Below are 21980 nucleotides of genomic sequence, written 5' to 3' on the forward strand. Positions count from 1 at the left end.
TTATTCAATGGGTAAATCAATGGACAACATACACAAAAGATTGCTTGTGCGACTCACGCAATGGCATCAACCACCGCCCTAATTCAGCAATCGCAACACGTCATTAAAGACGGCAAGCACCATCAAGGTCAGCAACAAACCGATCCCCAGGCGCTGGGCAATCTCGCCTACGCGCTCCGGCAAGGGGCGTCCGGTCAAAACTTCCAGCGAATAATACAGCAAATGCCCGCCATCCAGAACAGGAATGGGTAGCAAATTCATCACGCCCAGACTGATACTGATGAAGGCAATGAAGCTCAGGTAGCTTACCAGGCCGATGCGCGCCGTCTGGCCCGCATAATCGGCGATGGTAATGGGCCCCGTCACATTCTTCAGCGAGACCTGGCCGGTGATCATTTTGCCCAGCATTTTCAGGCTCATGACACTGGTATCCCAGACCTTGGTGGACGCCTTGCCCACGGCGGCGAACGGTCCGGATGCCACGGTGATCATATCCGGCACCTGCCCCAGCTTTGCTTGTATCTTACCAACTGTTACAGCTCCCTCCGCCCCGGCACCCGGCACGGCGTCGGGCGTGATGGACAGGGTCAGATCCTGGCCCTGGCGCAGGAGCTGCAATTGCAAGGTCTTGCCCGGCGCCTGGCTCAGGGTGGCGATGACGGCCGCCACGTCGTGCACGGGCTGTTCATCGATGGCCAGGATCTGGTCGTTCTTCTGCAGGCCGGCGCGCGCGGCGGCGCCACCGGGCATGATTTCCATCAAGGTGGGCGCGGAACGGGCCAGGGTCAGGCCCAGCTTGCCCAGCACGTCGCCTTCCAGGTCCGTTTCCGTCAGGCTGGCCGTCGGCAAGATCGCTTCCTGCTGGCCGCGGTCGGGACGGCGCACTTCGATGCGGGCCGGCTGCTTGTCGAGGGTAGCCTGGATCAATTCCCAGCGCAGTTCGGACCAGCTGGCCACGGCCTTGCCATTCACCGCTTCAACCGTATCGCCGCTGCGCAAGCCGGCCGCATGGGCGGCCGTCTCTTCGGCCACGGGACCGAGTTTACTCGATGGCTCTTCGATGCCATGCATGAACAGGCCCGCATACAGCACGATGGCGACGAGGAAATTGGCCAGCGGGCCGGCGGCCACGATGGCGATGCGGCGCCACACGCTCTGGCGCGTGAATTCGCGGCGCAATTCGCTTTCCGGCAAATCGCTGAGGTCTTGCGCGCGGCTGTCGAGCATGCTCACATAGCCGCCCAGCGGCAGCGCGGAAATCGCCCACTCCGTCTGGTCCTTGCCAAACTTGCGCGAATACACCACTTTTCCCATGCCGATCGAGAAACGCAGCACTTTGACGCCGCACCAGCGCGCCACCAGGTAATGCCCCAGCTCGTGCAGAGTGATCAGCGAACCCAGCGCAACGATGAACGCCAGCAAGGTGGTAATCAAGGTCATGCGGCCAGCCTTTGGGCGATGTACGCTTGCGCGACCGCTCGGGCCAGGCGGTCCTGCTCCATCACGGCTTCGATGCTGGACGCGGCGCCGTGCGGCACCGTCTCGATCACGTGCGCGATGACCCGGTCGATATGGCGGAAGCCGATCTGTTCGTCAAGAAACGCTTGCACGGCCACTTCATTGGCCGCGTTCAGCAGGGCCGGCGCCGTACCGCCCGCGCGCAAGGCGTCGAACGCCAGCGCCAGGCAAGGGAAACGGCGGAAATCGGGACGCTCGAACTGCAGGGTCGCCACTTGCGCCAGGTCCAGTTGCGCCACGCCGGAAGCGATACGCTGCGGATACGCCAGCGCGTGCGCGATCGGCGTGCGCATGTCCGGATTGCCCAGCTGGGCCAGCACGGAACCGTCGATGTACGACACCATCGAATGGATCACGCTTTGCGGGTGGATCAGCACTTCGATCTGCTCGGCCGGCGCGCCGAACAGCCAGTGCGCCTCGATCACTTCCAAGCCCTTGTTCATCATGGTGGCCGAATCGACGGAAATCTTGCGTCCCATGGCCCAGGTCGGATGCTTGCAGGCCTGGTCCGGCGTGACCGCGTCGAGCGTCTCGACATCGCGCGTGAGGAAGGGACCGCCGGAAGCGGTCAGCACGATTTTCGCCACGCCGGCGGCGCCCGGCGCGCGGCCATGGGCGTGCGGCATGCATTGGAAGATGGCGTTGTGTTCGCTGTCGATCGGCAGCAGCACGGCGCCGTTATCGTGCACGGCATCGATGAACAGCTGGCCGGACATCACCAGCGCTTCTTTATTGGCCAACAATACTTTCTTGCCAGCACGCGCCGCCGCCAGGGTGGGCGCCAGGCCGGCCGCGCCGACGATGGCCGCCATCACACCCGTCACTTGCGGCGCGCTGGCGATGGCGCACAGGGCGTCCACGCCGTACTCGACCTGCGTATCGACGCCCTGCCCGCGCAGCAAGCGCGTCAGTTCAAGGGCGGCATCCGCCGTGCCGACGACGGCGCGCTGGGGACGGAATTGCAGACACTGGGCGGCCAGCTCAGCCACACGGCTGTGCGCGCTCAGCGCATACACGCTGTATTGCTCCGGATGACGCGCGAGCACGTCCAGGGTGGACACGCCGATCGAGCCGGTCGCGCCAAGGATGGTGATGTATTGCATGAGTTTCCTTAAAGCCAGCTGGCCACGAGGGCGGCAAATGGCAGGACCGGGATCAAGGCATCGATACGGTCGAGTACGCCGCCATGGCCAGGCAGCAGGTTGCTGCTGTCCTTGATGCCGGCGCGGCGCTTCAATTGGGATTCGAACAGGTCGCCGACGATGCTGGCGGCGACGATCAGCAGCAGCACCAGCAAGGCCACCAGCCAGCCGCGGCGCAATTGTAGCTGCACGGCAAAGGTGTCTTGCAAGACCGGCAGCGATGGCGCGGCCACGATGGTGATGGCGGAGATGACGAGCACGGCGATGCCGCCGCCGATGGCGCCTTCCCAGGATTTACCGGGGGAAATACTTGGCGCCAGCTTGCGCTTGCCGAAAGCCTTGCCCGAGAAGTACGCGCCGATATCGGCGATCCACACGAGGGCCATGACGGACAGCAGGTACAAGGGGCTATGCAGGAACAGGGCGATGATGGCAACAAAACAGCCGACGATGGTCACCGGGTACACCAGGCTGAGCAAGGTATTGCCCAGGCCTTCGGTGGGCGGCAAGCCCGTCGCCAGCGAAGGCACGAAACGGATCAGCCAGATGGCCACACACAGGGCGAACCAGAAATTGAGCTGCGCCATGCCGTTACCGACAAAAAACGTATACGCGAAGGCGGCAGTCCAGATGGCGGCAATCAGCAGCGCCTGGCGATTTTTGAAAATGCGGAAACTTTCCCAGATGGCGGCGCCGAAGAACGCCGTGGCGATCACGGCGAAGGCGGGGAAATAATTCAGATACAGAACCGGCAGCAAGACCGCCAACAAGACCAGGGCGGTGATTATCCGTGTTTTCAGCATCAGTTTGTCTTTTCAGTTAATTGCGCGCTGGTACGGCCAAAGCGCCGTTCGCGCTGCTGGTAAGACGCGATTGCCGCGTCGAGGCACTCGTCATTGAAGTCGGGCCAGAAAGTCTCGGTGAAAAACAACTCAGTGTACGCCAGTTGCCACAGGAGGAAATTGGAAATGCGCTGCTCGCCGCCCGTGCGGATGAACAGGTCGGGCTCGGGCGCGTAGGCCATGGCCAGGTGCGGCGCCAGTTGCTCTTCCGTGTAAGCGTGTGCGGCGGGCTGGCCATTGACTGCCGCCTCGGCCGTCATTTTATTGACTGCCTGCATGATGTCCCAGCGGCCGCCGTAATTGGCGCAGATGGACACCGTCAGGCGTGTGTTGTTCGCCGTCTTGCGCTCCGCATTGGCGATCAGGGTTTGCAGCTGCTCATTGAAGCGCGACAGGTCGCCCACCACCTTCAGGCGGATATCGTTGGCATGCATCTTGACCACTTCGCGTTCCAGCATCGTGACGAACAGGCGCATCAGCATCGACACCTCTTCTTCCGGGCGGCGCCAGTTTTCAGAACTGAAGGCAAACAGGGTCAGGTACTCGACACCGCGTTCGAGGCAAGTCTCGACGATGCCGCGCACGGCGTCGGCGCCCTTGACGTGGCCAGCCACGCGGGGCAGGAAGCGTTTGGTTGCCCAGCGACCATTGCCATCCATAATGATTGCCACATGGCGCGGCACCGTACCGACCTCAGGTACTGCCGTTGTCGAACTCGAATAGATCATGAAAACAAGAATACCAAAAATAAAAGATAGCTATTATGCGCCAAATAGCACTGCCCGGAAAAGCCATGCTTTTCCGGGCAGTGTCGAAGGACTGAAAACTAGACCGTCAGCACTTCTTTTTCTTTGTCGACGACCATCTTGTCGATGTCGGCAATAAACTTGTCCGTCAGCTTCTGCACTTCTTCCGACGAGCGGCGCTCATCGTCCTCGGAGCAGGCTTTTTCCTTGACCAGCTTCTTCAGCGACTCGTTCGCATCGCGGCGAATGTTACGCACGGCAATCTTCGCGTCTTCCGCTTCGCTCTTGACCAGCTTGACCATTTCCTTGCGGCGCTCTTCCGTCAGCGGCGGCGTCGGAACGCGGATCAGGTCGCCCTGTGCCGACGGGTTCAGGCCCAGGTCGGCGTCGCGGATGGCTTTTTCGATGGTGTTGGCCATCTTCTTTTCGTACGGCTGCACACCGATGGTGCGCGCGTCGATCAGGGTCACGTTGGCAACCTGGGTCAGCGCCGTCGGCGAACCGTAGTAATCGACCATCACGTGGTCCAGGATACCCGTATGGGCGCGGCCGGTACGCACTTTGGCCAGGTCGGCCCGCAGTGTTTCCAGCGACTTCGTCATGCGTTCCTGGGTGTTCTTTTTAACGTCAGCTAAGGACATACGCCCTCCTATATCTTGATAATAAATGGGTATTACAATTATTCACTGCAGTGTAAATGTTCGCGCAGTCGGGAGTGCCGAAAACCGTTCAGGGCAAGGCGCAGCGCCGAAGACAGTACGAATGTACGGCGAGGCGCTGCAACGCAGCCATGGACGGTTTCTCGGTGCTCCTTATTTCTATACGTGAACCAGCGTGCCTTCATCTTCGCCCATGATGACGCGCATCAGCGCGCCTGGCTTGGTGATCGAAAACACTTTGATTGGCAGTTTCTGGTCGCGGCACAGGGCGAATGCCGTGGCATCCATCACTTGCAGGTGCTTGGCGATGGCGTCGTCGAACGTAATCGTGTGGAACAGGGTGGCGTTCGGATCTTTCTGCGGATCGGCCGTGTACACGCCGTCGACCTTAGTGGCCTTCAGGACGATCTCGGCGCTGATCTCGGCACCGCGCAGGGCAGCTGCCGTGTCGGTGGTGAAGAACGGATTGCCGGTGCCGGCGGCGAAGACCACCACTTTACCTTCTTCCAGGTATTGCAGGGCTTTCGGGCGGACGTACGGCTCGACCACTTGCTCGATGCCGATGGCCGACATGACGCGCGCGGTAATGCCGACGTGGCGCATGGCATCGGCCAGGGCCAGTGCGTTCATCACGGTGGCAAGCATGCCCATGTAGTCGGCGGTGGCACGGTCCATGCCTTGCGCGCCAGGCGCGACGCCGCGGAAAATATTGCCGCCGCCAATCACGATTGCCAGTTCCACACCCAACTTCGCCACCTCGGCCACATCGGCCACCATGCGCTCGATCGTGGCGCGGTTGATGCCGTAGGGATCATCGCCCATCAGGGCTTCGCCGGACAACTTGAGGAGGACGCGCTTGTAGGCTGGTTTTGACATGAGCTGGGGCTCCATAAATGAGGTTATTCGAGTATGACATGGCGCAGCGCCTTGCAGCGCCGGATAGGCGGGAGGAAGCTGCCCATGCCGCCGCCCGGCACGACAGGTGCGGGCGGGCCAAAAAAACGGGCCTCTCGGCCCGCTTTACTTACGCTCCCTGGGAGGCAGCCATCTGTGCTGCGACTTCTGCTGCGAAGTCGTCTTGCTTCTTCTCGATGCCCTCGCCCACTACGTACATGGCGAAACCTTTGACGCTGGTGTTAGCCGCCTTCAGCATTTGCTCAACCGACAGCTTGTCGTTTTTCACGAAAGCCTGATTCAGCAGGGAAACTTCTTTCAGGAACTTCTGCACGGAGCCTTCCAGGCGCTTGGCCAGGATTTCCGGCGATTGCGCTGGCTTGCCTTCGGCCGCCGCTTTGGCTGCGTCTTCTTCGGCTTTCAGTTGTGCAACCGAACGCTCTTTTTCGATCAGTTCCGCAGGAACTTCGTTCGACGACAGCGACACTGGCTTCATGGCAGCGATGTGCATGGCCACGTCTTTACCCACTTGCTCATCGGCGCCGTCGAATTCGACGATCACGCCAATGCGCGAACCGTGCAGGTACGAAGCCAGCTTGGCGCTGGTTTCGAAACGCTGGAAGCGGCGGATGGTCATGTTTTCGCCGATTTTGCCGATCAGGGCAGCGCGCACGTCTTCCAGGGTCTTGCCGTCGAGCGGCAGAGCCAGCAGGGCAGCGACGTCAGCCGGGTTGTGTTCTGCTACCAGACGGGCAGCGTTGTTGGCCAGCGCCAGGAAATCGTCGTTTTTCGCAACGAAGTCGGTTTCCGAGTTCACTTCGACCAGGGCGCCTACGCCGTTGGCGATGTAGGTTGCCACGACGCCTTCAGCGGTGATGCGTGCCGATGCTTTCGATGCCTTGCCGCCCAGTTTGACGCGCAGGATCTCTTCCGCACGAGCCATGTCGCCTTCGGCTTCGGTCAGTGCTTTTTTGCATTCCATCATTGGTGCGTCGGTTTTGCCGCGTAATTCGCCTACCATCGCTGCTGTAATCGCTGCCATGTGTTTCTCCTGATTCGGTGAGTCGATAGTCGCGGCCGGGCATGCATGCCTCGCCAGCGGTCACTATCGTTTTTTTGTTAAAAAAAAGGGGGAGCTGCTGCCACCCCTTTTCCCTTACTGCTGTGCTTACAAACGGCTATCTTGCGATAGCCTGGCCATTAAGCCTGTTCGTTAACTTCGACGAATTCGTCGCCAGCGGCTGCTTTAACCATTTCAACAACTTCGTTACCGGCAGCTGCACGGCCTTCGATGATTGCATCAGCAACACCGCGAGCGTACAACATGATGGCTTTCGAGGAGTCATCGTTACCTGGGATCACGAAGTTCACGCCTTCTGGGGAGTGGTTGGTATCGACAACGCCGATGACCGGGATACCCAGTTTAGCTGCTTCGGTGATCGCACCTTTGTGGTAGCCGACGTCCACAACGAAGATTGCGTCAGGAATGCCGCCCATGTCCTTGATGCCGCCGATCGATTTTTGCAGCTTGATCATTTCGCGGGAGAACATCAGCGCTTCTTTTTTCGACAGCTTCTCGATCGAACCGTCTTCGATCATCACTTCCATGTCTTTCAGACGCTTGATCGAGGTTTTGATCGTTTTGAAGTTGGTCAGCATGCCGCCCAACCAACGTTGATCAACGAAAGGCACGCCAGCGCGTTGTGCTTCAGCAGCGATGATTTCGCGAGCTTGACGCTTGGTGCCAACCATCAGGATGGTGCCACGGTTTGCAGCCAGTTGACGCACGTGCTTCATTGCGTCCTGGTACATCGCCATGGTTTTTTCCAGGTTGATGATGTGGATCTTGTTGCGATGGCCGAAGATGAACGGTGCCATTTTTGGATTCCAAAAACGGGTTTGGTGACCAAAGTGGACACCGGCTTCCAGCATTTCGCGCATTGTTACGGACATTATTAACTCCAGGGTTGGGTCTGGAATCCGATCAGTCACCATACAGGCACCCTTGTCGACCGGATTCGCGTGTTTATATAAATTAAAGACACTGTTTTACTGCATTGCTTAAAAGAGAATTCAAGCAACCCGGGATTCTACACTGAAATGCCCATTTCATCAAGCCCGCGCCGCAAATCGCGCGCGCAGCGACGGCAAGCGTTGCACCACACTGGTGCAAGGCGTATCGACCATCGGTTTTCCCGCAAAAATCACCTGCCAGCCACAGGATGGAGGCGGCGGATGCCGGGCGCCTCGTTTATAATTTCGACATATTTGCAGACTTTTCCTCATACGCTGAGATTCGTCTGTGCTTTTCACCCGAACATCTTGCAGATTGCGAATTACACCATGTCCACCATCCGTATCAATACCGCCGCCGACATCGAAGGCATGCGCGTTGCCGGCAAACTCGGCGCCGAAGTACTCGATTACATCACGCCTTTCGTCAAGGTCGGCGTCACGACCGGCGAACTGGACCGCCTGTGTCACGAATACATGGTCAACGTGCAGGGCACCATCCCTGCCCCGCTGAACTATTGCCCGCCCGGCTACACGCCTTACCCGAAAGCCATCTGCACCTCCGTCAACGACGTCATTTGCCACGGCATTCCCGGCGACAAGGTCCTGAAAAGCGGCGACTCCGTCAACCTCGACATCACCGTCATCAAGGATGGCTACCACGGCGACAACAGCCGCATGTTCCTCGTCGGCACGCCGACCATCCTGGCCAAGCGCCTGTCGGAAATCACCTATGAATGCATGTGGCTGGGCATCGACCAGATCAAGCCGGGCGCCCACCTGGGCGATATCGGCCACGCCATCCAGCAGCATGCTGAAAAGGCCGGCTACAGCGTGGTGCGCGAATTCTGCGGCCACGGCATCGGCAAGGTCTTCCATGAAGAGCCGCAAGTGCTGCATTACGGCAAACCAGGCACCCTGGAGCGCCTGGAAGCGGGCATGATTTTCACGGTCGAGCCGATGATCAACTCGGGCCGCCGCGAAATCCGCGAAATGAACGACGGCTGGACCATCAAAACCAAGGACCGCAGCCTGTCGGCGCAATGGGAACACACGGTGCTGGTGACGGAAACGGGCTATGAAGTGCTGACCGTCTCGCCCGGCATGCCGCCGCCACCCGCCTTGATCCTGAACAAAGCCTGATTCTCCATCCCACGCACCGCCACCCCAGGGCCCAGATGAAAAAGCAAGTTCGGGAACAGCTGAAACAGCAACTGAAAGCCGACCGCCAGGTCGTCATTGCGGCCTTCCAGGCCGACGGCAAGCCTGAAAAACTGCTGCGCAGCCTGCGCCACAGCGTCGATGGCGTGCTGGCGCGTGCCTGGCAGGAAGCGGGCTTGCCGCCAGGCACGGCCCTGGTGGGCGTGGGCGGCTATGGCCGCGGCGAACTGTTTCCGTATTCCGACGTCGACCTGCTGATCCTGCTGCAACAGGCGCCCGACGCCGCCACGCAGGAAAAGCTCGAGGAACTGGTGCAACTGCTGTGGGACCTGGGCCTCGAAATCGGCCACAGCATCCGCACGGTCGACGAGTGCCTGGTCGAATCGAAGGCCGACATCACCGTGCAAACAAGCTTGCTCGAAGCGCGCCTCGTGTGCGGCAACGCGGACCTGTTCGCGCAATTGCAGCAGCGCTACGACGCGGCCATGGACCCGCAAGCCTTCTTTCAGGCAAAAACGGCGGAAATGCGCCAGAGACACGCCAAGTACGAGGACACGGCCTTCAGCCTGGAACCGAATTGCAAGGAAAGCCCGGGCGGCCTGCGCGACTTGCAAGTGATCCTGTGGGTGGCCAAGGCAGCCGGCCTGGCGAACTCGTGGCGCACCCTGGCCACGGGCGGCCTGATCACCCTGACGGAAGCGCGCCAGTTGATGGAAAAGGAGCGCGCCTTCAAGGATATCCGCGTGCGCCTGCACCTGCACGCGGGCCGGCGCGAAGACCGCCTCGTGTTCGACGTGCAGACGGCGATCGCCGAATCGCTGGGCCTGCAAGCGACGGGCAGCGGGCCGCACATGCGCCGCGCCAGCGAATTTCTGATGCAACGCTATTACTGGGCCGCCAAGACGGTGACCCAGCTCAATACGATTTTGCTGCAAAACATCGAGGCACGGCTGTTTCCGCAAGACGACGTGGCCGTGCCCATCAACGAGCGCTTCAATGAAGTCAACAGCCTGATCGACATCAGCGCCGACGATACCTTCGAACAATACCCATCGGCCATGCTGGAAGTCTTCGTGCTGATGACGGAACGCCCAGCCCTGAAGGGCATGACCTCGCGCGCCACGCGGGCCCTGTGGCACGCGCGCTTCAAGATCGACGCCGCCTTCCGCCAAGATCCCGTCAACCGCGCCCTCTTCCTGCGCATCATGCAAGCCCCGGTCGGCATCATCCATGCGCTGCGGCGCATGAACGAGATGAGCATCCTGGGGCGCTACCTGCCGAATTTCCGCCGCATCGTGGGCCAGATGCAGCACGACCTGTTCCATGTGTACACGGTCGACCAGCACATTCTGATGGTGGTGCGTAACATGCGCCGCTTCACCATGAGTGAACACGCACACGAATACCCGTTCTGCAGCCAGCTGATGGCCGACTTCTCGCAGTCGTGGCTGCTGTACGTGGCGGCCCTGTTCCACGACATCGCCAAGGGCCGCGGCGGCGACCACTCGAAGCTGGGCGTGGCCGACGCCACCCAGTTCTGCCAGGACCACGGCCTGTCGCAAGAAGACACGGAACTCGTGGCTTTCTTGGTGGAAAATCACCTGACCATGTCGCAAGTGGCGCAAAAGCAGGACTTGTCCGATCCCGACGTCATCGCCGCCTTTGCGAAAGTGGTCAAGGACGAGCGTCATCTGACGGGCTTGTACCTGCTGACGGTGGCCGACATCCGCGGCACCAGCCCGAAAGTGTGGAATGCCTGGAAGGGCAAGCTGCTGGAAGACTTGTACAAGATCACCTTGCGCGTGCTAGGCGGCGAGCCGCACACGGCCGACCGCGAGCTGAAAAACCGCCAGCAGGAAGCGCTGGCCACCCTGCGCCTGTACGGTTTGCCGCCCGATGCCCATCTGAAACTGTGGCAGCAGCTGGACGTGGCGTATTTCCTGCGCCACGACGCGTCCGACATCGCCTGGCAGACGCGCTCGCTGTATGACAAGCTCGACAGCAAGTTGCCGGTGGTAAAATGCCGGCTGGCGCCCATCGGCGAAGGCTTGCAGGTGGCCGTGTACATTCCCGACCAGCCCGACCTGTTCGCGCGCATCTGCAGTTATTTCGACCGCAAGAATTTCAGCATCCTCGACGCGAAGATCCACACAACGAAAAACGGCTATGCGCTCGACACCTTCCTTGTCACCGAGCAGAACTTCGCCAAGAGCTACCGCGACATCATCAGCCTGATCGAGCATGAGCTGGGCGAGCTGCTGCAGTCGCAAACGCCACTGCCGCCGCCGGGCAAGGGACGGCTGTCGCGCCTGTCGCGCACCTTCCCCTTCCAGCCGACCGTGGATTTGCGGCCCGATGAAAAGGGTCAATATTATTTACTGTCGGTGGCGGCCAACGACCGCACGGGCTTGCTGTATGCGATCGCCAACGTGCTGACCAAGTACCGCATCAACTTGCACACGGCCAAGATCATGACCCTGGGCGAGCGGGTCGAAGACGTCTTCCTCGTCGACGGGCCCGCGCTCAACAATGCCCGCAACCAGATATTGCTGGAAACCGATTTACTCGATGCGCTGAAAGTGTAGACTTTCCGCGCAGCGCCTACTTTACTGAAACTGAAACAACATGACCGAAGAATTATTACGCTTGTCCAAACGCATGTCCGAACTGGGCCTGTCCTCCCGCCGTGAAGCCGATGAATGGATCGCACGCGGCTGGGTCCGTGTGGACGGCAAGGTGGTGTCCGAGCTGGGCAGCAAGGTCTACCCGAGCCAGAAAGTCACCGTGGAACGCCAGGCGGCAGCCGAGCAATCGAAGCGCGTCACCGTGCTGATCAACAAACCCGTCGGTTACGTCAGCGGCCAGGCCGAAGATGGCTACACACCCGCCGTAGCCCTGATCAAGGCGGAAAACCGCTGGGCGGAAGACCGCAGCCCGGAACAGTTCCACCCGACCCAGCTGCGCAGCCTGGTGGCGGCCGGCCGCCTGGACATCGATTCCGTCGGCTTGCTGGTCCTGACGCAGGATGGGCGCGTGGCCAAGCAACTGATCGGCCACGATACCGATATCGACAAGGAATACCTGGTGCGCGTGAGCTACACCAAGGGCGGCACCCTGCCCGACAGCGAACTGAAAAAGCTCAACCACGGCCTGTGGCTCGACGGCAAGCCGCTGCTGCCGGCCAAGGTGCGCTGGCAAAACGAAGACCAGCTGAGCTTTACCCTGCGCGAAGGCAAGAAACGCCAGATCCGCCGCATGTGCGAAGCCGTGGGCCTGAAAGTGCTGGGACTGAAACGCGTGCGCATCGGCAAGGTCAAGCTGGGCGATTTGCCGACGGGCCAATGGCGTTATCTGAGCGCGGACGAACAGTTTTAAGCTACGACGTCAAGATGGCGTGCCGCGCGGCGCGCCTAGTCACATAAGCAACAGGAATATAGTGATATAAAAACAATTATTGTGATTTACTTAGTAAATATTGCTTTAAACCTATACACTATTCCCCATCAGAACAAAAGAGATACGCTGTCGTGAACGATCCCATCCCCAATCCCCTGCGCAAAGGCGCGCCCAGCCTGGCTGACGTGGCCGAGCCGATGGCGCCAGGCACCAAGCCGCACCATATGAGCGATCCGTGGGATATCGGCGAAACCCTGTGCAGCCTGGCTGACAACGGCGACGCCATTTCCATCTACCCGACGGGCGGCGAAGACGTCATCATGGGGCGCATTTTGTCCGTCGACGACGACTTGCCGCAATTCGTGCTGGAACTCAATGAAGGCGCGACCCTGCCCGAAGGCGGCGCCACATTTGTATCGTGGGTACAAAGCGCCAAGCTGCAATTTACCATCAATGGCGAATGGCAAGCGTATCCCGAGCGGCCGAACGTGTATCTGACCAACTTCCCCAGTCATTGCCTGGTGCTGGAACGGCGCGAATCGACGCGCCTGGAAACGCCGCTGGGCGTGTACTACCTGGCCGCCTTCGTGCTCGAAGGTCGTCCGTATGAATTGCAGCTGTATGATTTCTCGGCCGGCGGCATCGGCATGCGCGCCCATCCGCGCGACACGATCGGCCTGTACGTGGGGCGCAAGCTGTCGCGTGTGCGCCTGGAACTGGGACCGAACAAGGTCATGATCGCCGACCTGGAAATCCGCCTGTCGCGCACCTTCCGCTCCTTCCTGCTGGGCGAGCAAGTGCAGATCGGCTGCCGCTTCCTGAACCTGACGGATGCCATGCAGGATGAATTAAAGATGCTGCTCGATAACCTGGGCAGCAGCCGCAAGGTGCGCTAGGTTCGCCCGATTTGCCTCAGGCATAAAAAATGGCCGCCCAGCTCTTGCTGCGCGGCCATTGTTTTATCGTCGACAGGTATCCGGCGCCTAGTCGTCGTCGTTTGGGTCGAGATCGGGGAACATGACTTCGGTATAGCCGAACTGCGTGAAGTCGACGATACGCATCGGATACAAAATACCGTGCAAGTGGTCCACCTCATGCTGCACCACGCGCGCATGGAAGCCGTCGCAGTCGCGGCTGATGGGCTGGCCGAACTGGTCCACGCCTTCGTAGTGCAGCTCGCTCCAGCGCGGCACGCTGCCGCGCAGGCCGGGCACGGACAGGCAGCCTTCAAAACCCTCTTCCTTGCGTTCCGACAAAGGCGTCAGCACAGGGTTGATCAGCACGGTTTCCGGCACTTGCGGCGCGTCAGGATAGCGCAGGTTCTGTTTGAAGCCGTAGATCACCAGCTGCAGGTTGACGCCGATCTGCGGCGCCGCCAGGCCCGCGCCATTGGCCGCATGCATGGTGTCGAACATGTCGGCGATCAGGGCATGCAGTTCGGGCGTATCGAATTCACGCACGGGCTCGGCCATGCGCAGCAGGCGCGGATCGCCCATCTTGAGGATTTCACGTACGGTCATTTTGCGTCCAGTGCCGATTGCAGTTCTTGCAGGTAGCTGCGGAAGGCCGCGCCCGTTTCAGGGTGTTTCATGCCCATCGCCGTCGTTGCCTTCAAGTAGCCAAGCTTGGAGCCGCAATCATAACGCTGCCCCTGATAGCGGTAAGCCAGCACGCGCTCTTCGCGCATCAGGGCGGCAATGCCGTCCGTCAACTGGATTTCGCCGCCGGCGCCCGTGCCGATATTTTCCAGGTGGCTAAAGATACGGCTGGTCAGCACATAACGGCCCACCACGGCCAGGGTCGATGGCGCCTCTTCAGGCGCAGGCTTTTCCACGATGGCCGAGACCAGTTCCAGGTCGGGCTGATAATTCTTTGCCGAGACAATACCGTACTGCTTGGTTTCCGCGCGCGGCACATCCTGCACCGCCAGCAGCGAGCAATTTTCATACTGGAAGACATCAGTCATCTGCGCCAGCACGGGGCGCACGCCCTCTTCCACATCCATGAAATCGTCGGCCAGCAAGACGGCAAACGGCTCGTCCCCAATCACGGGACGGGCGCACAGTACGGCATGCCCCAGGCCCAGCGGCGCCGACTGGCGGATGTAAATGCAATTAATGTGCTTGGGAATGACGTTTTGCACCATGTCGAGCAACTGGCGCTTGCCGGCCGCTTCCAGTTCCGACTCGAGTTCGTAAGCCGTATCGAAATGGTCTTCGATGGCGCGCTTGTTGCGGCCCGTGATGAAGATCATTTCCGTGATGCCGGCCGCCACGGCCTCTTCCACCGCGTACTGGATCAATGGTTTGTCGACGATGGGCAACATTTCCTTCGGTTGCGCCTTGGTCGCGGGCAAGAAACGGCTGCCCAGGCCGGCGACGGGAAAGACTGCTTTTCTGATTTTTTTCATGGGTCTTTTGTAGTATTTTAATGATTAGTTTTGCGCGAGCAAGGCCAGCAAACCAGCCTCGTCGAGGATGGCCACGCCCAGTTCCTGCGCCTTGGCCAGCTTGCTGCCAGCGTCAGAACCGGCCACGACATAGCCTGTCTTCTTCGATACAGAACCGCTGACCTTGCCACCAGCCGCCTCGATCAGCTCCGCGGCCTCGTCGCGGCTCATATTGGGCAAGGTGCCCGTCAGGACGAAAGTCTTGCCGTCCAGCTTGCCGCCAGCGGCTGGCATTTCAGGTAATTGTGACATTAATTCATTGCGCAGGGCGTCCAGTTGAACCAGCAGCTTGACATTGCTCTCATCGGCCAGCCATTGCGCCAGCGCTTCGGCCACAGCGGCGGGCAAGCCAGCGTGGAAGCTGGCGCCTTGCGCGGCCAGGCTGGCCAGGGTCACGCCCCTCTCCACCAGCTGCTTGCTGCGCGGCTCCGTCAGCTTCGGGATGCCGATGGCTGCCAGCAATTTGGTTTCCTCGAGTTGCGTACGCAACTTGGCGCTGGGCGCATGTTCGCCTTGCGGCGTAACACCGGCATCGAGCAAAGCCTGCAGCGCCTGCTGATTCTTTTCCTCGGCAAAGAAGTCGGCGATCGATTCCGCCACGGTGCCGCCGATGTCGGGCAGCACGCGCAGCAAAGCCGCCGGCGCTTTGCGCACATACGCCAGACTGCCCAGCCACTCGGCCAGGGTCTTGGCCGTCGATTCGCCCACGTGGCGGATGCCCAGCGCGAACAGGAAACGCTCAAGCGGCGGGCGCTTGCTCGCCTCGATGCCAGCCAGCAAGTTTTCCGCCCACTTGGTAGGAATCTTGCCCTGTTGCACTGTCTCTGGCGTCGAACCATCGCGCTCATCGGCGCGCACTTTCATTTCCAACAATTTATCGAGGGTCAGGCTGTACAGGTCAGCGAGGCCATGCACGTATTCCAGTTCGACCAGGGTATCGATATAACGTTCCCCCAGGCCTTCGATATCCATCATGCGCCGTCCCGCGAAATGGCGGAACGCTTCCTTGCGCTGCGCCGAGCAGAACAGGCCACCCGAGCAACGGGCAATCGCCTCGCCCTCTTCGCGCACTACGTGCGAGCCGCAAATCGGGCAAGTATCACGCATCACGAAGGCAACAGTTCCTTCTGGACGCTTGTCGGGCACCATCGCCAGCACCTCAGGTATGACATCGCCTGCGCGGCGCACGATGACCGTGTCGCCAATCCGAATATCCTTGCGCTGAACCTCTCCTTCATTGTGCAAGGTGGCGTTGGTCACCGTCACGCCGCCGACTGATACGGGCGCCAGGCGCGCCACGGGCGTCATGGCGCCCGTGCGGCCCACCTGGATATCGATGCCCAGCACTTGCGTCAGCGCCTCTTCGGCGGGGAATTTGTGCGCCAGCGCAAAGCGCGGCGCGCGCGACACAAAGCCCAGCTCCTGCTGGTCTTCCGTCGCATTCACCTTGTAGACGACGCCGTCGATTTCGTACGGCAAGGCGGGACGGCGCGCGCCGATATCGGCGTAGTAGGCAAGCAAGCCCTGCGCGCCCTGCACCACCTTGCGCTCTTTTGACACGGGAATGCCCAGGGTTTCGTACCAGTCCAGCAAGGCCGAATGCGACACCGGCATGGCGGCGCCATCGAGGGCGCCGATGCCGTAGGCATAGAAACGCAGCTTGCGCTGCGCCGTGATGCGCGAATCGAGCTGGCGCAGGCTGCCGGCGGCCGCATTGCGCGGATTGGCGAATTCCTTCTGCCCCGCCTCGCGCTGGCGTTCGTTCAGGCGGGCAAAATCGCCCTTGAACATCATCACTTCGCCGCGCACGTCGAGCAGTGCGGGAATCTTGTCGCCATGCAGGCGCAAAGGGATGCCGGAAATGGTGCGGATATTGGCCGTCACGTCCTCGCCCGTGGCGCCGTCGCCGCGCGTGGCCGCCTGCACGAACAGGCCGTTTTCATAGCGCAGGTTGATGGCCAGGCCGTCGAATTTCACTTCGGCCGCATACGCGACGTCCTGCGCGTCGAAGCCCAGGCCTTCACGTACGCGGCGGTCGAAATTGACGATATCGTCGTCGGAGAAACCATTATTCAGCGACAACATCGGCACCGTGTGCGTGACTTGCTCGAATTGCGGCAACGGTGCCGCCCCCACGCGCAAGGTGGGCGAATCGGGCGTGCGCAAGTCGGGATGGGTCGCTTCCAGCACCTGCAGTTCGACGAACAGCTTGTCGTACTCGGCGTCGGGAATGGTGGGATTGTCGAGCACGTGGTAGGCGTGCAGATGCCGATTGAGTTCGGCCGTGAGTGCCAGGACGCGCTGGGCGGCGTCCTGGTTGATCGGATCAGTCATTGTTGCGGGATTCTTCAGCTAAATAAACGCAGGGCGCGGGTGGAGCCGGCCGGAATGTCGGCCGCGTCCATTTCCTGGTAAAACTCTTGCACCTGGCCGGCGATCTCGGCCAGCGCCGCATCGGACAGGGCCTGGTTGTAATCGTCGACGATGGTCGCGTCGAGGCGGCCCACCAGTGCCTTGGCGCAAGCGACCATGGCGCCAAAACCGTCACGCGCAGGCGCCACGCAAGGCACGTCCAGCAGCAGGGTCAGGCGCGGCGTGGTTTCCTCGGCCAGCGTCACATTCGTCGACAGCGAGAACAGATAGCCACCATCGCCGTCCGGCATGACGAAACGGCCGTCCGGACGCACGTCGAAGCCCTGCTTTTCCAGCGCGAACAGCAAGGTGGAAATGGCCCATGGGGCGCCATTCGTGTGCAGGTTCACGCCCAGCTGGGCGTCGTGGCCGGCCACGAAACGGTGCAGATTGCGCGCTTCGGCCATCACTTCCATCATGTCGGGCACTTCCGGCTCGGCGCCGATCTCGTCAGCCACGCCGCGCAGGCGCGTGACCAGTTCCGAGTATTCGAGTTCATTCAAGGCCGTGCTGCGGCTGGCCAGCTGCACGCCGCCCTGCATCTTGGTGTAGACACCGCCATGCGTGATCGGTTCCCAATCGCCATTCACGTGCAAGCCGATGAAGTGGACGGGCTTGTTGCCCACCAGGCGCAGGGTTTGCAGCACGGGCAGGATCTTGTCGCCGCGCACGGGCGCTTCCAGCGACAACGGCAGCAGGCAATCGATGAGCGGGTCGACCAGGCTGGTCGCCTGTTCGCTGGCGGCGCTGACTTCCTGCTGCGCCGGCGCGGCAGGGGTGGCAGCGACAGGATCGGCATCGGCCAGCGACGGTTCCGCATGCACGGGGGCGTCGGACACCGGGGCCGCTGGCGGCGCGCCAAACGACGGTTCGGCCTTGGCGGCGGGCGCAGCATCGAAGCGCGGCTCCTGGCGCAGCACGGGTTCCTGGGCTTCGACCGCGGGGGCGTCGCCCTCGCGCATCAGCACGTCGTCGTGGTCGGTGGAAAAAGCCCGTTCCACGCTTTTCTTGGCCTTGTATTCCTGCCATTTGTTGTACGAGAAAACGCCGACGATAAAGACGCCGCCGGCGCCGAACAAGGTAATTTGAAGGTCTGTCATGCTGCTTGTGCCTCGGTTGCAAAATTTGCGGCGGACTCCATGTCCACCGCCACGATGCGCGATACGCCTTGCTCCTGCATCGTCACACCGATCAATTGATGGGCCATTTCCATCGCAATCTTGTTATGCGAAATGAAAAGGAATTGGGTCTGGTCGGACATGCGCTTGACCATGCGGCAGAAGCGTTCCGTGTTCGAATCGTCCAGCGGTGCATCGACTTCGTCGAGCAGGCAGAACGGCGCCGGATTCAGGCGGAACATGGAAAACACCAATGCGGTCGCGGTCAGCGCCTTCTCTCCACCGGACAACAGGTGGATGGTGGCATTTTTCTTGCCGGGAGGCTGCGCCATGACTTGTACACCGGAATCGAGAATCTCGTCGCCCGTCATGGTCAGTTTCGCCTGGCCGCCGCCGAACAGAATCGGGAACAGTTCGGAAAAGTGATGGTTGACCTTGTCGAACGTGTCTTGCAGCAAGTCGCGCGTTTCCTTGTCGATCTTGTGGATCGCGTCTTCCAGGGTATTGATCGCTTCCGTCAGGTCGGCATTCTGGGCGTCGAGGAAATTCTTGCGCTCGGACGCCTGTGCCAACTCGTCCAGCGCGGCCAGGTTGACGGCGCCCAGGCCCGTGATGGCGTTCGTCAAACGCGTGACTTCGCCCTGCAGATACGATGGACGCATGTCCGGGTGCAACTTTTCCGTCAACGCAGCCTCGTCGGCGCCCGACTCCAGCAATTGCTGGGCGAATTGCTCCTGGTTCAGGCGCGCGGCCTGTTCCTTGAGCTGCATTTCCATGATCTTGTCGCGCTGCGGCTGCAGACTGCGTTCCGATTGCGTACGCGCATCTTCGGACAGGCGCAGCTGCTGCGTAATCTGGTCCAGTTCGTGGCGCGCGTCGGCCAGCGCCCGCTCCTGCGTCGTGCGGCGTTCTAACAGGTCCTGCAAGCCATCGGCGGCCGCGCCGCTTTCCAGGTTGGCCAGCTCGAGTTCGCCCGCCTGCAGGCTGGCCGTCACTTGCTGGGCCTGCGTACTGGCCGTGGCGATGTTGCGGCGCAATTCCTCGATCTTCGCGCGGTGGGCTTTTTCCGCGTATTCCGTATCTTTGGCGTTTCGTTCCAGGTCGCGCAAGGCTTCGCGCGCTTCGGCCAGACGCTGTTCCTTCTGCAGGAAGTCCGTATGGCCGTCTTCGTGCGCTTCCTGCAAGTTGCCCAGCTCCATGTCCAGCTGTTCGAATTTTTCTTCCGATTCCAGCTTGGTCTGCATCTGCTCCGCTTCCTGCGCGGCGATTTCCGCCAGGTCCGCCCCGATCTGCGTGCTGCGCTGATTAAAACGCGCTTCCACTTCCGACAGTTTCACCACGTCCAGTTGCAGAGTATGCACGGAGGAAGTGAGCTGCTGTATGCGCAAGCGCAAGTCGGACAGGTTGCGCGTCAGGGTAGCCACAGCCGCGTCGGCCCGCACGGAACGGGCGCGCGCCTCTTCGGCCAGCAATTGCTGGGCGCGCAACTGTTTGCCGATGTTGTCGATTTCCTGCTGGCGGCCCAGCATGCCTTCCTGCTCCGAATCGGCCGCATAGAAGCGCACGCTGGTGGCCGTGACCACGTGGCCCGCGCGCGTGACGAAATAGCCGCCCGGCGGCAATTTGCTGCGTTCGGCCAGCGCTTCGGCCGCGTCTTCCACGGCGTAGGCGTTGTGCAGCCAATCCTGCAGCAAGCCGCGCAAGCCCGGATCATTGAGTTTCAATAAGTTCAGGAAAGGCTTGAGGCCCGGCACTTCCGGCTGCGGCAGCGGCGCCACGGTGGACGGCGCATACAGGGCCAGCTTGGCCGGTGGCGCGTCGGCAAAGAAGGCCTTGGCCCAGTCGATATTCGACAGTTGCAAGGCCGACGTGCGTTCGCGCAAGATCGATTCCATGGCCGCTTCCCAGCCCGCTTCGATCTGCAGCTTTTGCCACAGGCGCGGCAAGGTGTCGAGCTCGTGCTTTTTCAGCCACGGCTGGACCTTGCCCTGGGTTTGCACCCGTTCCTGCAATTGTTTCAAAGCGGAAAGACGCGCTTCCAGCTGGGCGTTGGCAGCCGTTTCGGCATTGACTTGCGCCTGTGCTTCGGCCCGTTCCTGCTCCAGCTTCGGTTGCTGCTCCAGCGCTTCTTCCAGGTAAAAACCCTGCTCTTCCAGCGTCTGCTGCTTTTCTTCCAGCTGCAGTTTCAGGTTTTCCAGGTGGCTGCTGTCGGGCAAACTCAGGCTGTTCTTTTCCTGCTGCAGGCGCTCGCGGCGCGTCAACAGGCTGGCCAGGATGTTCGAGGCGTTGCGCTGATGCGCCGATTCCAGTTCCAGCTGCTGCTGGGCCTGCATGATGCGGGCGCGCGATTCCGTGCTCTTGTTTTGCGCGGCGCGCCAGGCGGCATCGAGCTCGGGCAATTGCTCGCCCTTCTGCTCGGCCATCATTTGCGATTGCTCCACCTTCGCGGCCAGCTCTTCGAGGTGGAATTCCGCCTCTTCGATCTGTTCCTGGTATTCGCCGCCCTGTTGCGTCCACTGGTCGCGCTGGGCCGTCAGGGTCGCCAGCTGTGCCTGCAGGCGGGCGCGCGATTCGATGACGAACTTGATCTGCGCTTCCAGGCTGCCGATTTCCGCATTTGTCTGGTACAGGTGACCCTGCGCCGTATGCAAACGGTCGCCCACGGCAAAGTGCGCCTGGCGCATCTGCTCCAGGGTCAGTTCCACATTGCGCAGCTTGGCCGTCTGTTCTTCCAGGTCCGTCTGCGCCTGCTCCACTTCGCGGAAATAGCGCGTCTGCTCGTTTTGCGCCTCGTTCTTGCGCAGCAGCCACAAGAGTTTCTGCTTTTCTTCCTGGTCCGCCTGCAAGGCGTGGAAACGCGTGGCCACGGCCGCCTGCGCTTCCAGCTTTTCCAGGTTGGCGTTAAGTTCGCGCAAGATGTCTTCCACGCGCAGCAAATTCTCGCGCGTGTCCTGCAGGCGGTTTTCCGTCTCGCGGCGGCGTTCCTTATATTTGGAGACACCGGCCGCTTCTTCGAGGAAGACGCGCAATTCTTCCGGGCGCGATTCGATGATGCGCGAAATCATGCCCTGGCCGATGATGGCGTAGGCGCGCGGGCCGAGGCCGGTGCCGAGGAAAATATCCTGGATGTCGCGCCGGCGCACGGGCTGGCCATTAATGTAATAGGTGGAGGTGCCGTCGCGCGTCAGGGTGCGCTTGACGGCAATCTCGGCGTACTGGCCCCATTGGCCGGACGCCTTGCCATCGTTATTGTCGAACACCAGTTCCACGGAAGCGCGCCCGGCCGGCTTGCGGTGCGTGGAGCCATTGAAAATGACGTCCTGCATCGATTCGCCGCGCAATTCAGATGCTTTCGATTCGCCCAGCACCCAGCGCACGGCGTCGATGATGTTCGACTTGCCGCAGCCATTCGGCCCGACCACGCCCACGAGCTGGCCTGGCACCTGGAAATTGGTGGGATCGACGAAAGACTTAAATCCCGACAACTTGATGGAAGAGAGACGCACGTGTTTTAGAGTTCCTGGCCTATGCTGGCGGTTATATTATGGGTGAACCCGGTTCATACTCAGTTCAGGTGCACGGTGGAGGCCTGGCCACTCACCGCAAAAAAGTGGTTCATCATACCATTTC

General features: G+C 61.0%; 17 protein-coding genes. 4 read left to right on the forward strand and 13 right to left on the reverse strand.

Going from position 1 to position 21980, the window contains the following annotated elements; genetic code table 11:
• Positions 1–78 precede the first annotated feature (78 nt).
• The 8 genes from rseP to rpsB all read right to left on the reverse strand — a co-directional run bounded on the left by rseP (position 79) and on the right by rpsB (position 7754).
• Positions 79–1440 (reverse strand): RIP metalloprotease RseP, encoded by a 1362-nt coding sequence (rseP, locus tag ACPJXG_RS16010; RefSeq protein ID WP_035818163.1) that lies wholly within the window; start codon positions 1438–1440, stop codon positions 79–81.
• Positions 1437–2621 (reverse strand): 1-deoxy-D-xylulose-5-phosphate reductoisomerase, encoded by a 1185-nt coding sequence (gene ispC, locus ACPJXG_RS16015; RefSeq protein ID WP_425251665.1) that lies wholly within the window; start codon positions 2619–2621, stop codon positions 1437–1439. The genes rseP and ispC overlap by 4 nt, the downstream gene beginning before the upstream one ends.
• A gap of 8 nt (positions 2622–2629) precedes the next feature.
• Complete coding sequence (locus ACPJXG_RS16020; RefSeq protein WP_425251666.1) at positions 2630–3463, reverse strand: phosphatidate cytidylyltransferase; 834 nt, start codon at positions 3461–3463, stop codon at positions 2630–2632.
• On the reverse strand, positions 3463–4230 hold the full coding sequence (gene uppS, locus ACPJXG_RS16025) for a polyprenyl diphosphate synthase (protein ID WP_278318717.1): 768 nt from the start codon (positions 4228–4230) through the stop codon (positions 3463–3465). Before uppS ends, ACPJXG_RS16020 begins: the two co-directional genes overlap by 1 nt.
• 98 nt (positions 4231–4328) lie before the next feature.
• Positions 4329–4889 carry a ribosome recycling factor gene (gene frr, locus ACPJXG_RS16030; RefSeq protein WP_034784152.1) on the reverse strand — a complete coding sequence of 187 codons (561 nt, stop codon included), beginning with the start codon at positions 4887–4889 and terminating at the stop codon, positions 4329–4331.
• Between the two features lie 177 nt (positions 4890–5066).
• A complete protein-coding gene (gene pyrH, locus ACPJXG_RS16035) occupies positions 5067–5783 on the reverse strand; it encodes a UMP kinase (RefSeq protein ID WP_035818156.1) in 717 nt (238 codons plus the stop codon).
• 148 nt (positions 5784–5931) lie between these two features.
• Complete coding sequence (tsf, locus tag ACPJXG_RS16040) at positions 5932–6843, reverse strand: translation elongation factor Ts (RefSeq protein ID WP_034752260.1); 912 nt, start codon at positions 6841–6843, stop codon at positions 5932–5934.
• A gap of 158 nt (positions 6844–7001) precedes the next feature.
• Positions 7002–7754 carry a 30S ribosomal protein S2 gene (gene rpsB / locus ACPJXG_RS16045; RefSeq protein WP_010397614.1) on the reverse strand — a complete coding sequence of 251 codons (753 nt, stop codon included), beginning with the start codon at positions 7752–7754 and terminating at the stop codon, positions 7002–7004.
• 390 nt (positions 7755–8144) lie between these two features.
• On the opposite strand from rpsB, the gene map reads away from it, so the two are divergent.
• From map to ACPJXG_RS16065, 4 genes are all read left to right on the forward strand, one after another.
• Positions 8145–8957: a type I methionyl aminopeptidase gene (gene map, locus ACPJXG_RS16050; protein WP_035826955.1), complete on the forward strand. Its 813-nt coding sequence runs from the start codon at positions 8145–8147 to the stop codon at positions 8955–8957.
• Between the two features lie 35 nt (positions 8958–8992).
• Positions 8993–11560, forward strand: a complete 2568-nt coding sequence (locus tag ACPJXG_RS16055; protein ID WP_314607564.1) for a [protein-PII] uridylyltransferase — start codon at positions 8993–8995, stop codon at positions 11558–11560.
• 40 nt (positions 11561–11600) lie between these two features.
• Complete coding sequence (locus tag ACPJXG_RS16060) at positions 11601–12350, forward strand: pseudouridine synthase (RefSeq protein ID WP_278318715.1); 750 nt, start codon at positions 11601–11603, stop codon at positions 12348–12350.
• Between the two features lie 152 nt (positions 12351–12502).
• Positions 12503–13267, forward strand: a complete 765-nt coding sequence (locus ACPJXG_RS16065) for a flagellar brake protein (RefSeq protein WP_425251667.1) — start codon at positions 12503–12505, stop codon at positions 13265–13267.
• An 87-nt stretch (positions 13268–13354) separates the two neighbouring features.
• On the opposite strand, the gene def is transcribed toward ACPJXG_RS16065, so the two are convergent.
• From def to smc, 5 genes are read right to left on the reverse strand one after another with little or no spacing between them, the layout of a single operon-like run.
• Complete coding sequence (gene def / locus ACPJXG_RS16070; protein WP_034752265.1) at positions 13355–13891, reverse strand: peptide deformylase; 537 nt, start codon at positions 13889–13891, stop codon at positions 13355–13357.
• Positions 13888–14781, reverse strand: a complete 894-nt coding sequence (gene galU / locus ACPJXG_RS16075; protein WP_035818146.1) for a UTP--glucose-1-phosphate uridylyltransferase GalU — start codon at positions 14779–14781, stop codon at positions 13888–13890. The genes def and galU overlap by 4 nt, the downstream gene beginning before the upstream one ends.
• Positions 14782–14805: 24 nt before the next feature.
• Complete coding sequence (gene ligA / locus ACPJXG_RS16080; protein ID WP_425251668.1) at positions 14806–17154, reverse strand: NAD-dependent DNA ligase LigA; 2349 nt, start codon at positions 17152–17154, stop codon at positions 14806–14808.
• A gap of 14 nt (positions 17155–17168) precedes the next feature.
• Entirely contained in the window at positions 17169–18332 is a 1164-nt protein-coding gene (locus ACPJXG_RS16085; RefSeq protein ID WP_425251669.1) for a cell division protein ZipA C-terminal FtsZ-binding domain-containing protein, read from the reverse strand.
• A complete protein-coding gene (gene smc / locus ACPJXG_RS16090; protein WP_425251670.1) occupies positions 18329–21856 on the reverse strand; it encodes a chromosome segregation protein SMC in 3528 nt (1175 codons plus the stop codon). Before smc ends, ACPJXG_RS16085 begins: the two co-directional genes overlap by 4 nt.
• Positions 21857–21980 lie beyond the last annotated feature (124 nt).

The organism is Janthinobacterium sp. NFX145, from assembly GCF_049810325.1.
In the GTDB taxonomy this organism is placed as follows: Bacteria; Pseudomonadota; Gammaproteobacteria; order Burkholderiales; family Burkholderiaceae_D; genus Janthinobacterium; species Janthinobacterium rivuli.

Bases quoted from the DNA above. Each gene is read 5' to 3' on its own strand.
- rseP (WP_035818163.1), bottom strand. From the start codon at position 1,440: ATGACCTTGATTACCACCTTGCTGGCGTTCATCGTTGCGCTGGGTTCG.
- ispC (WP_425251665.1), bottom strand. From the start codon at position 2,621: ATGCAATACATCACCATCCTTGGCGCGACCGGCTCGATCGGCGTGTCC.
- ACPJXG_RS16020 (WP_425251666.1), bottom strand. From the start codon at position 3,463: ATGCTGAAAACACGGATAATCACCGCCCTGGTCTTGTTGGCGGTCTTG.
- uppS (WP_278318717.1), bottom strand. From the start codon at position 4,230: ATGATCTATTCGAGTTCGACAACGGCAGTACCTGAGGTCGGTACGGTG.
- frr (WP_034784152.1), bottom strand. From the start codon at position 4,889: ATGTCCTTAGCTGACGTTAAAAAGAACACCCAGGAACGCATGACGAAG.
- pyrH (WP_035818156.1), bottom strand. From the start codon at position 5,783: ATGTCAAAACCAGCCTACAAGCGCGTCCTCCTCAAGTTGTCCGGCGAA.
- tsf (WP_034752260.1), bottom strand. From the start codon at position 6,843: ATGGCAGCGATTACAGCAGCGATGGTAGGCGAATTACGCGGCAAAACC.
- rpsB (WP_010397614.1), bottom strand. From the start codon at position 7,754: ATGTCCGTAACAATGCGCGAAATGCTGGAAGCCGGTGTCCACTTTGGT.
- map (WP_035826955.1), top strand. From the start codon at position 8,145: ATGTCCACCATCCGTATCAATACCGCCGCCGACATCGAAGGCATGCGC.
- ACPJXG_RS16055 (WP_314607564.1), top strand. From the start codon at position 8,993: ATGAAAAAGCAAGTTCGGGAACAGCTGAAACAGCAACTGAAAGCCGAC.
- ACPJXG_RS16060 (WP_278318715.1), top strand. From the start codon at position 11,601: ATGACCGAAGAATTATTACGCTTGTCCAAACGCATGTCCGAACTGGGC.
- def (WP_034752265.1), bottom strand. From the start codon at position 13,891: ATGACCGTACGTGAAATCCTCAAGATGGGCGATCCGCGCCTGCTGCGC.
- galU (WP_035818146.1), bottom strand. From the start codon at position 14,781: ATGAAAAAAATCAGAAAAGCAGTCTTTCCCGTCGCCGGCCTGGGCAGC.
- ligA (WP_425251668.1), bottom strand. From the start codon at position 17,154: ATGACTGATCCGATCAACCAGGACGCCGCCCAGCGCGTCCTGGCACTC.
- ACPJXG_RS16085 (WP_425251669.1), bottom strand. From the start codon at position 18,332: ATGACAGACCTTCAAATTACCTTGTTCGGCGCCGGCGGCGTCTTTATC.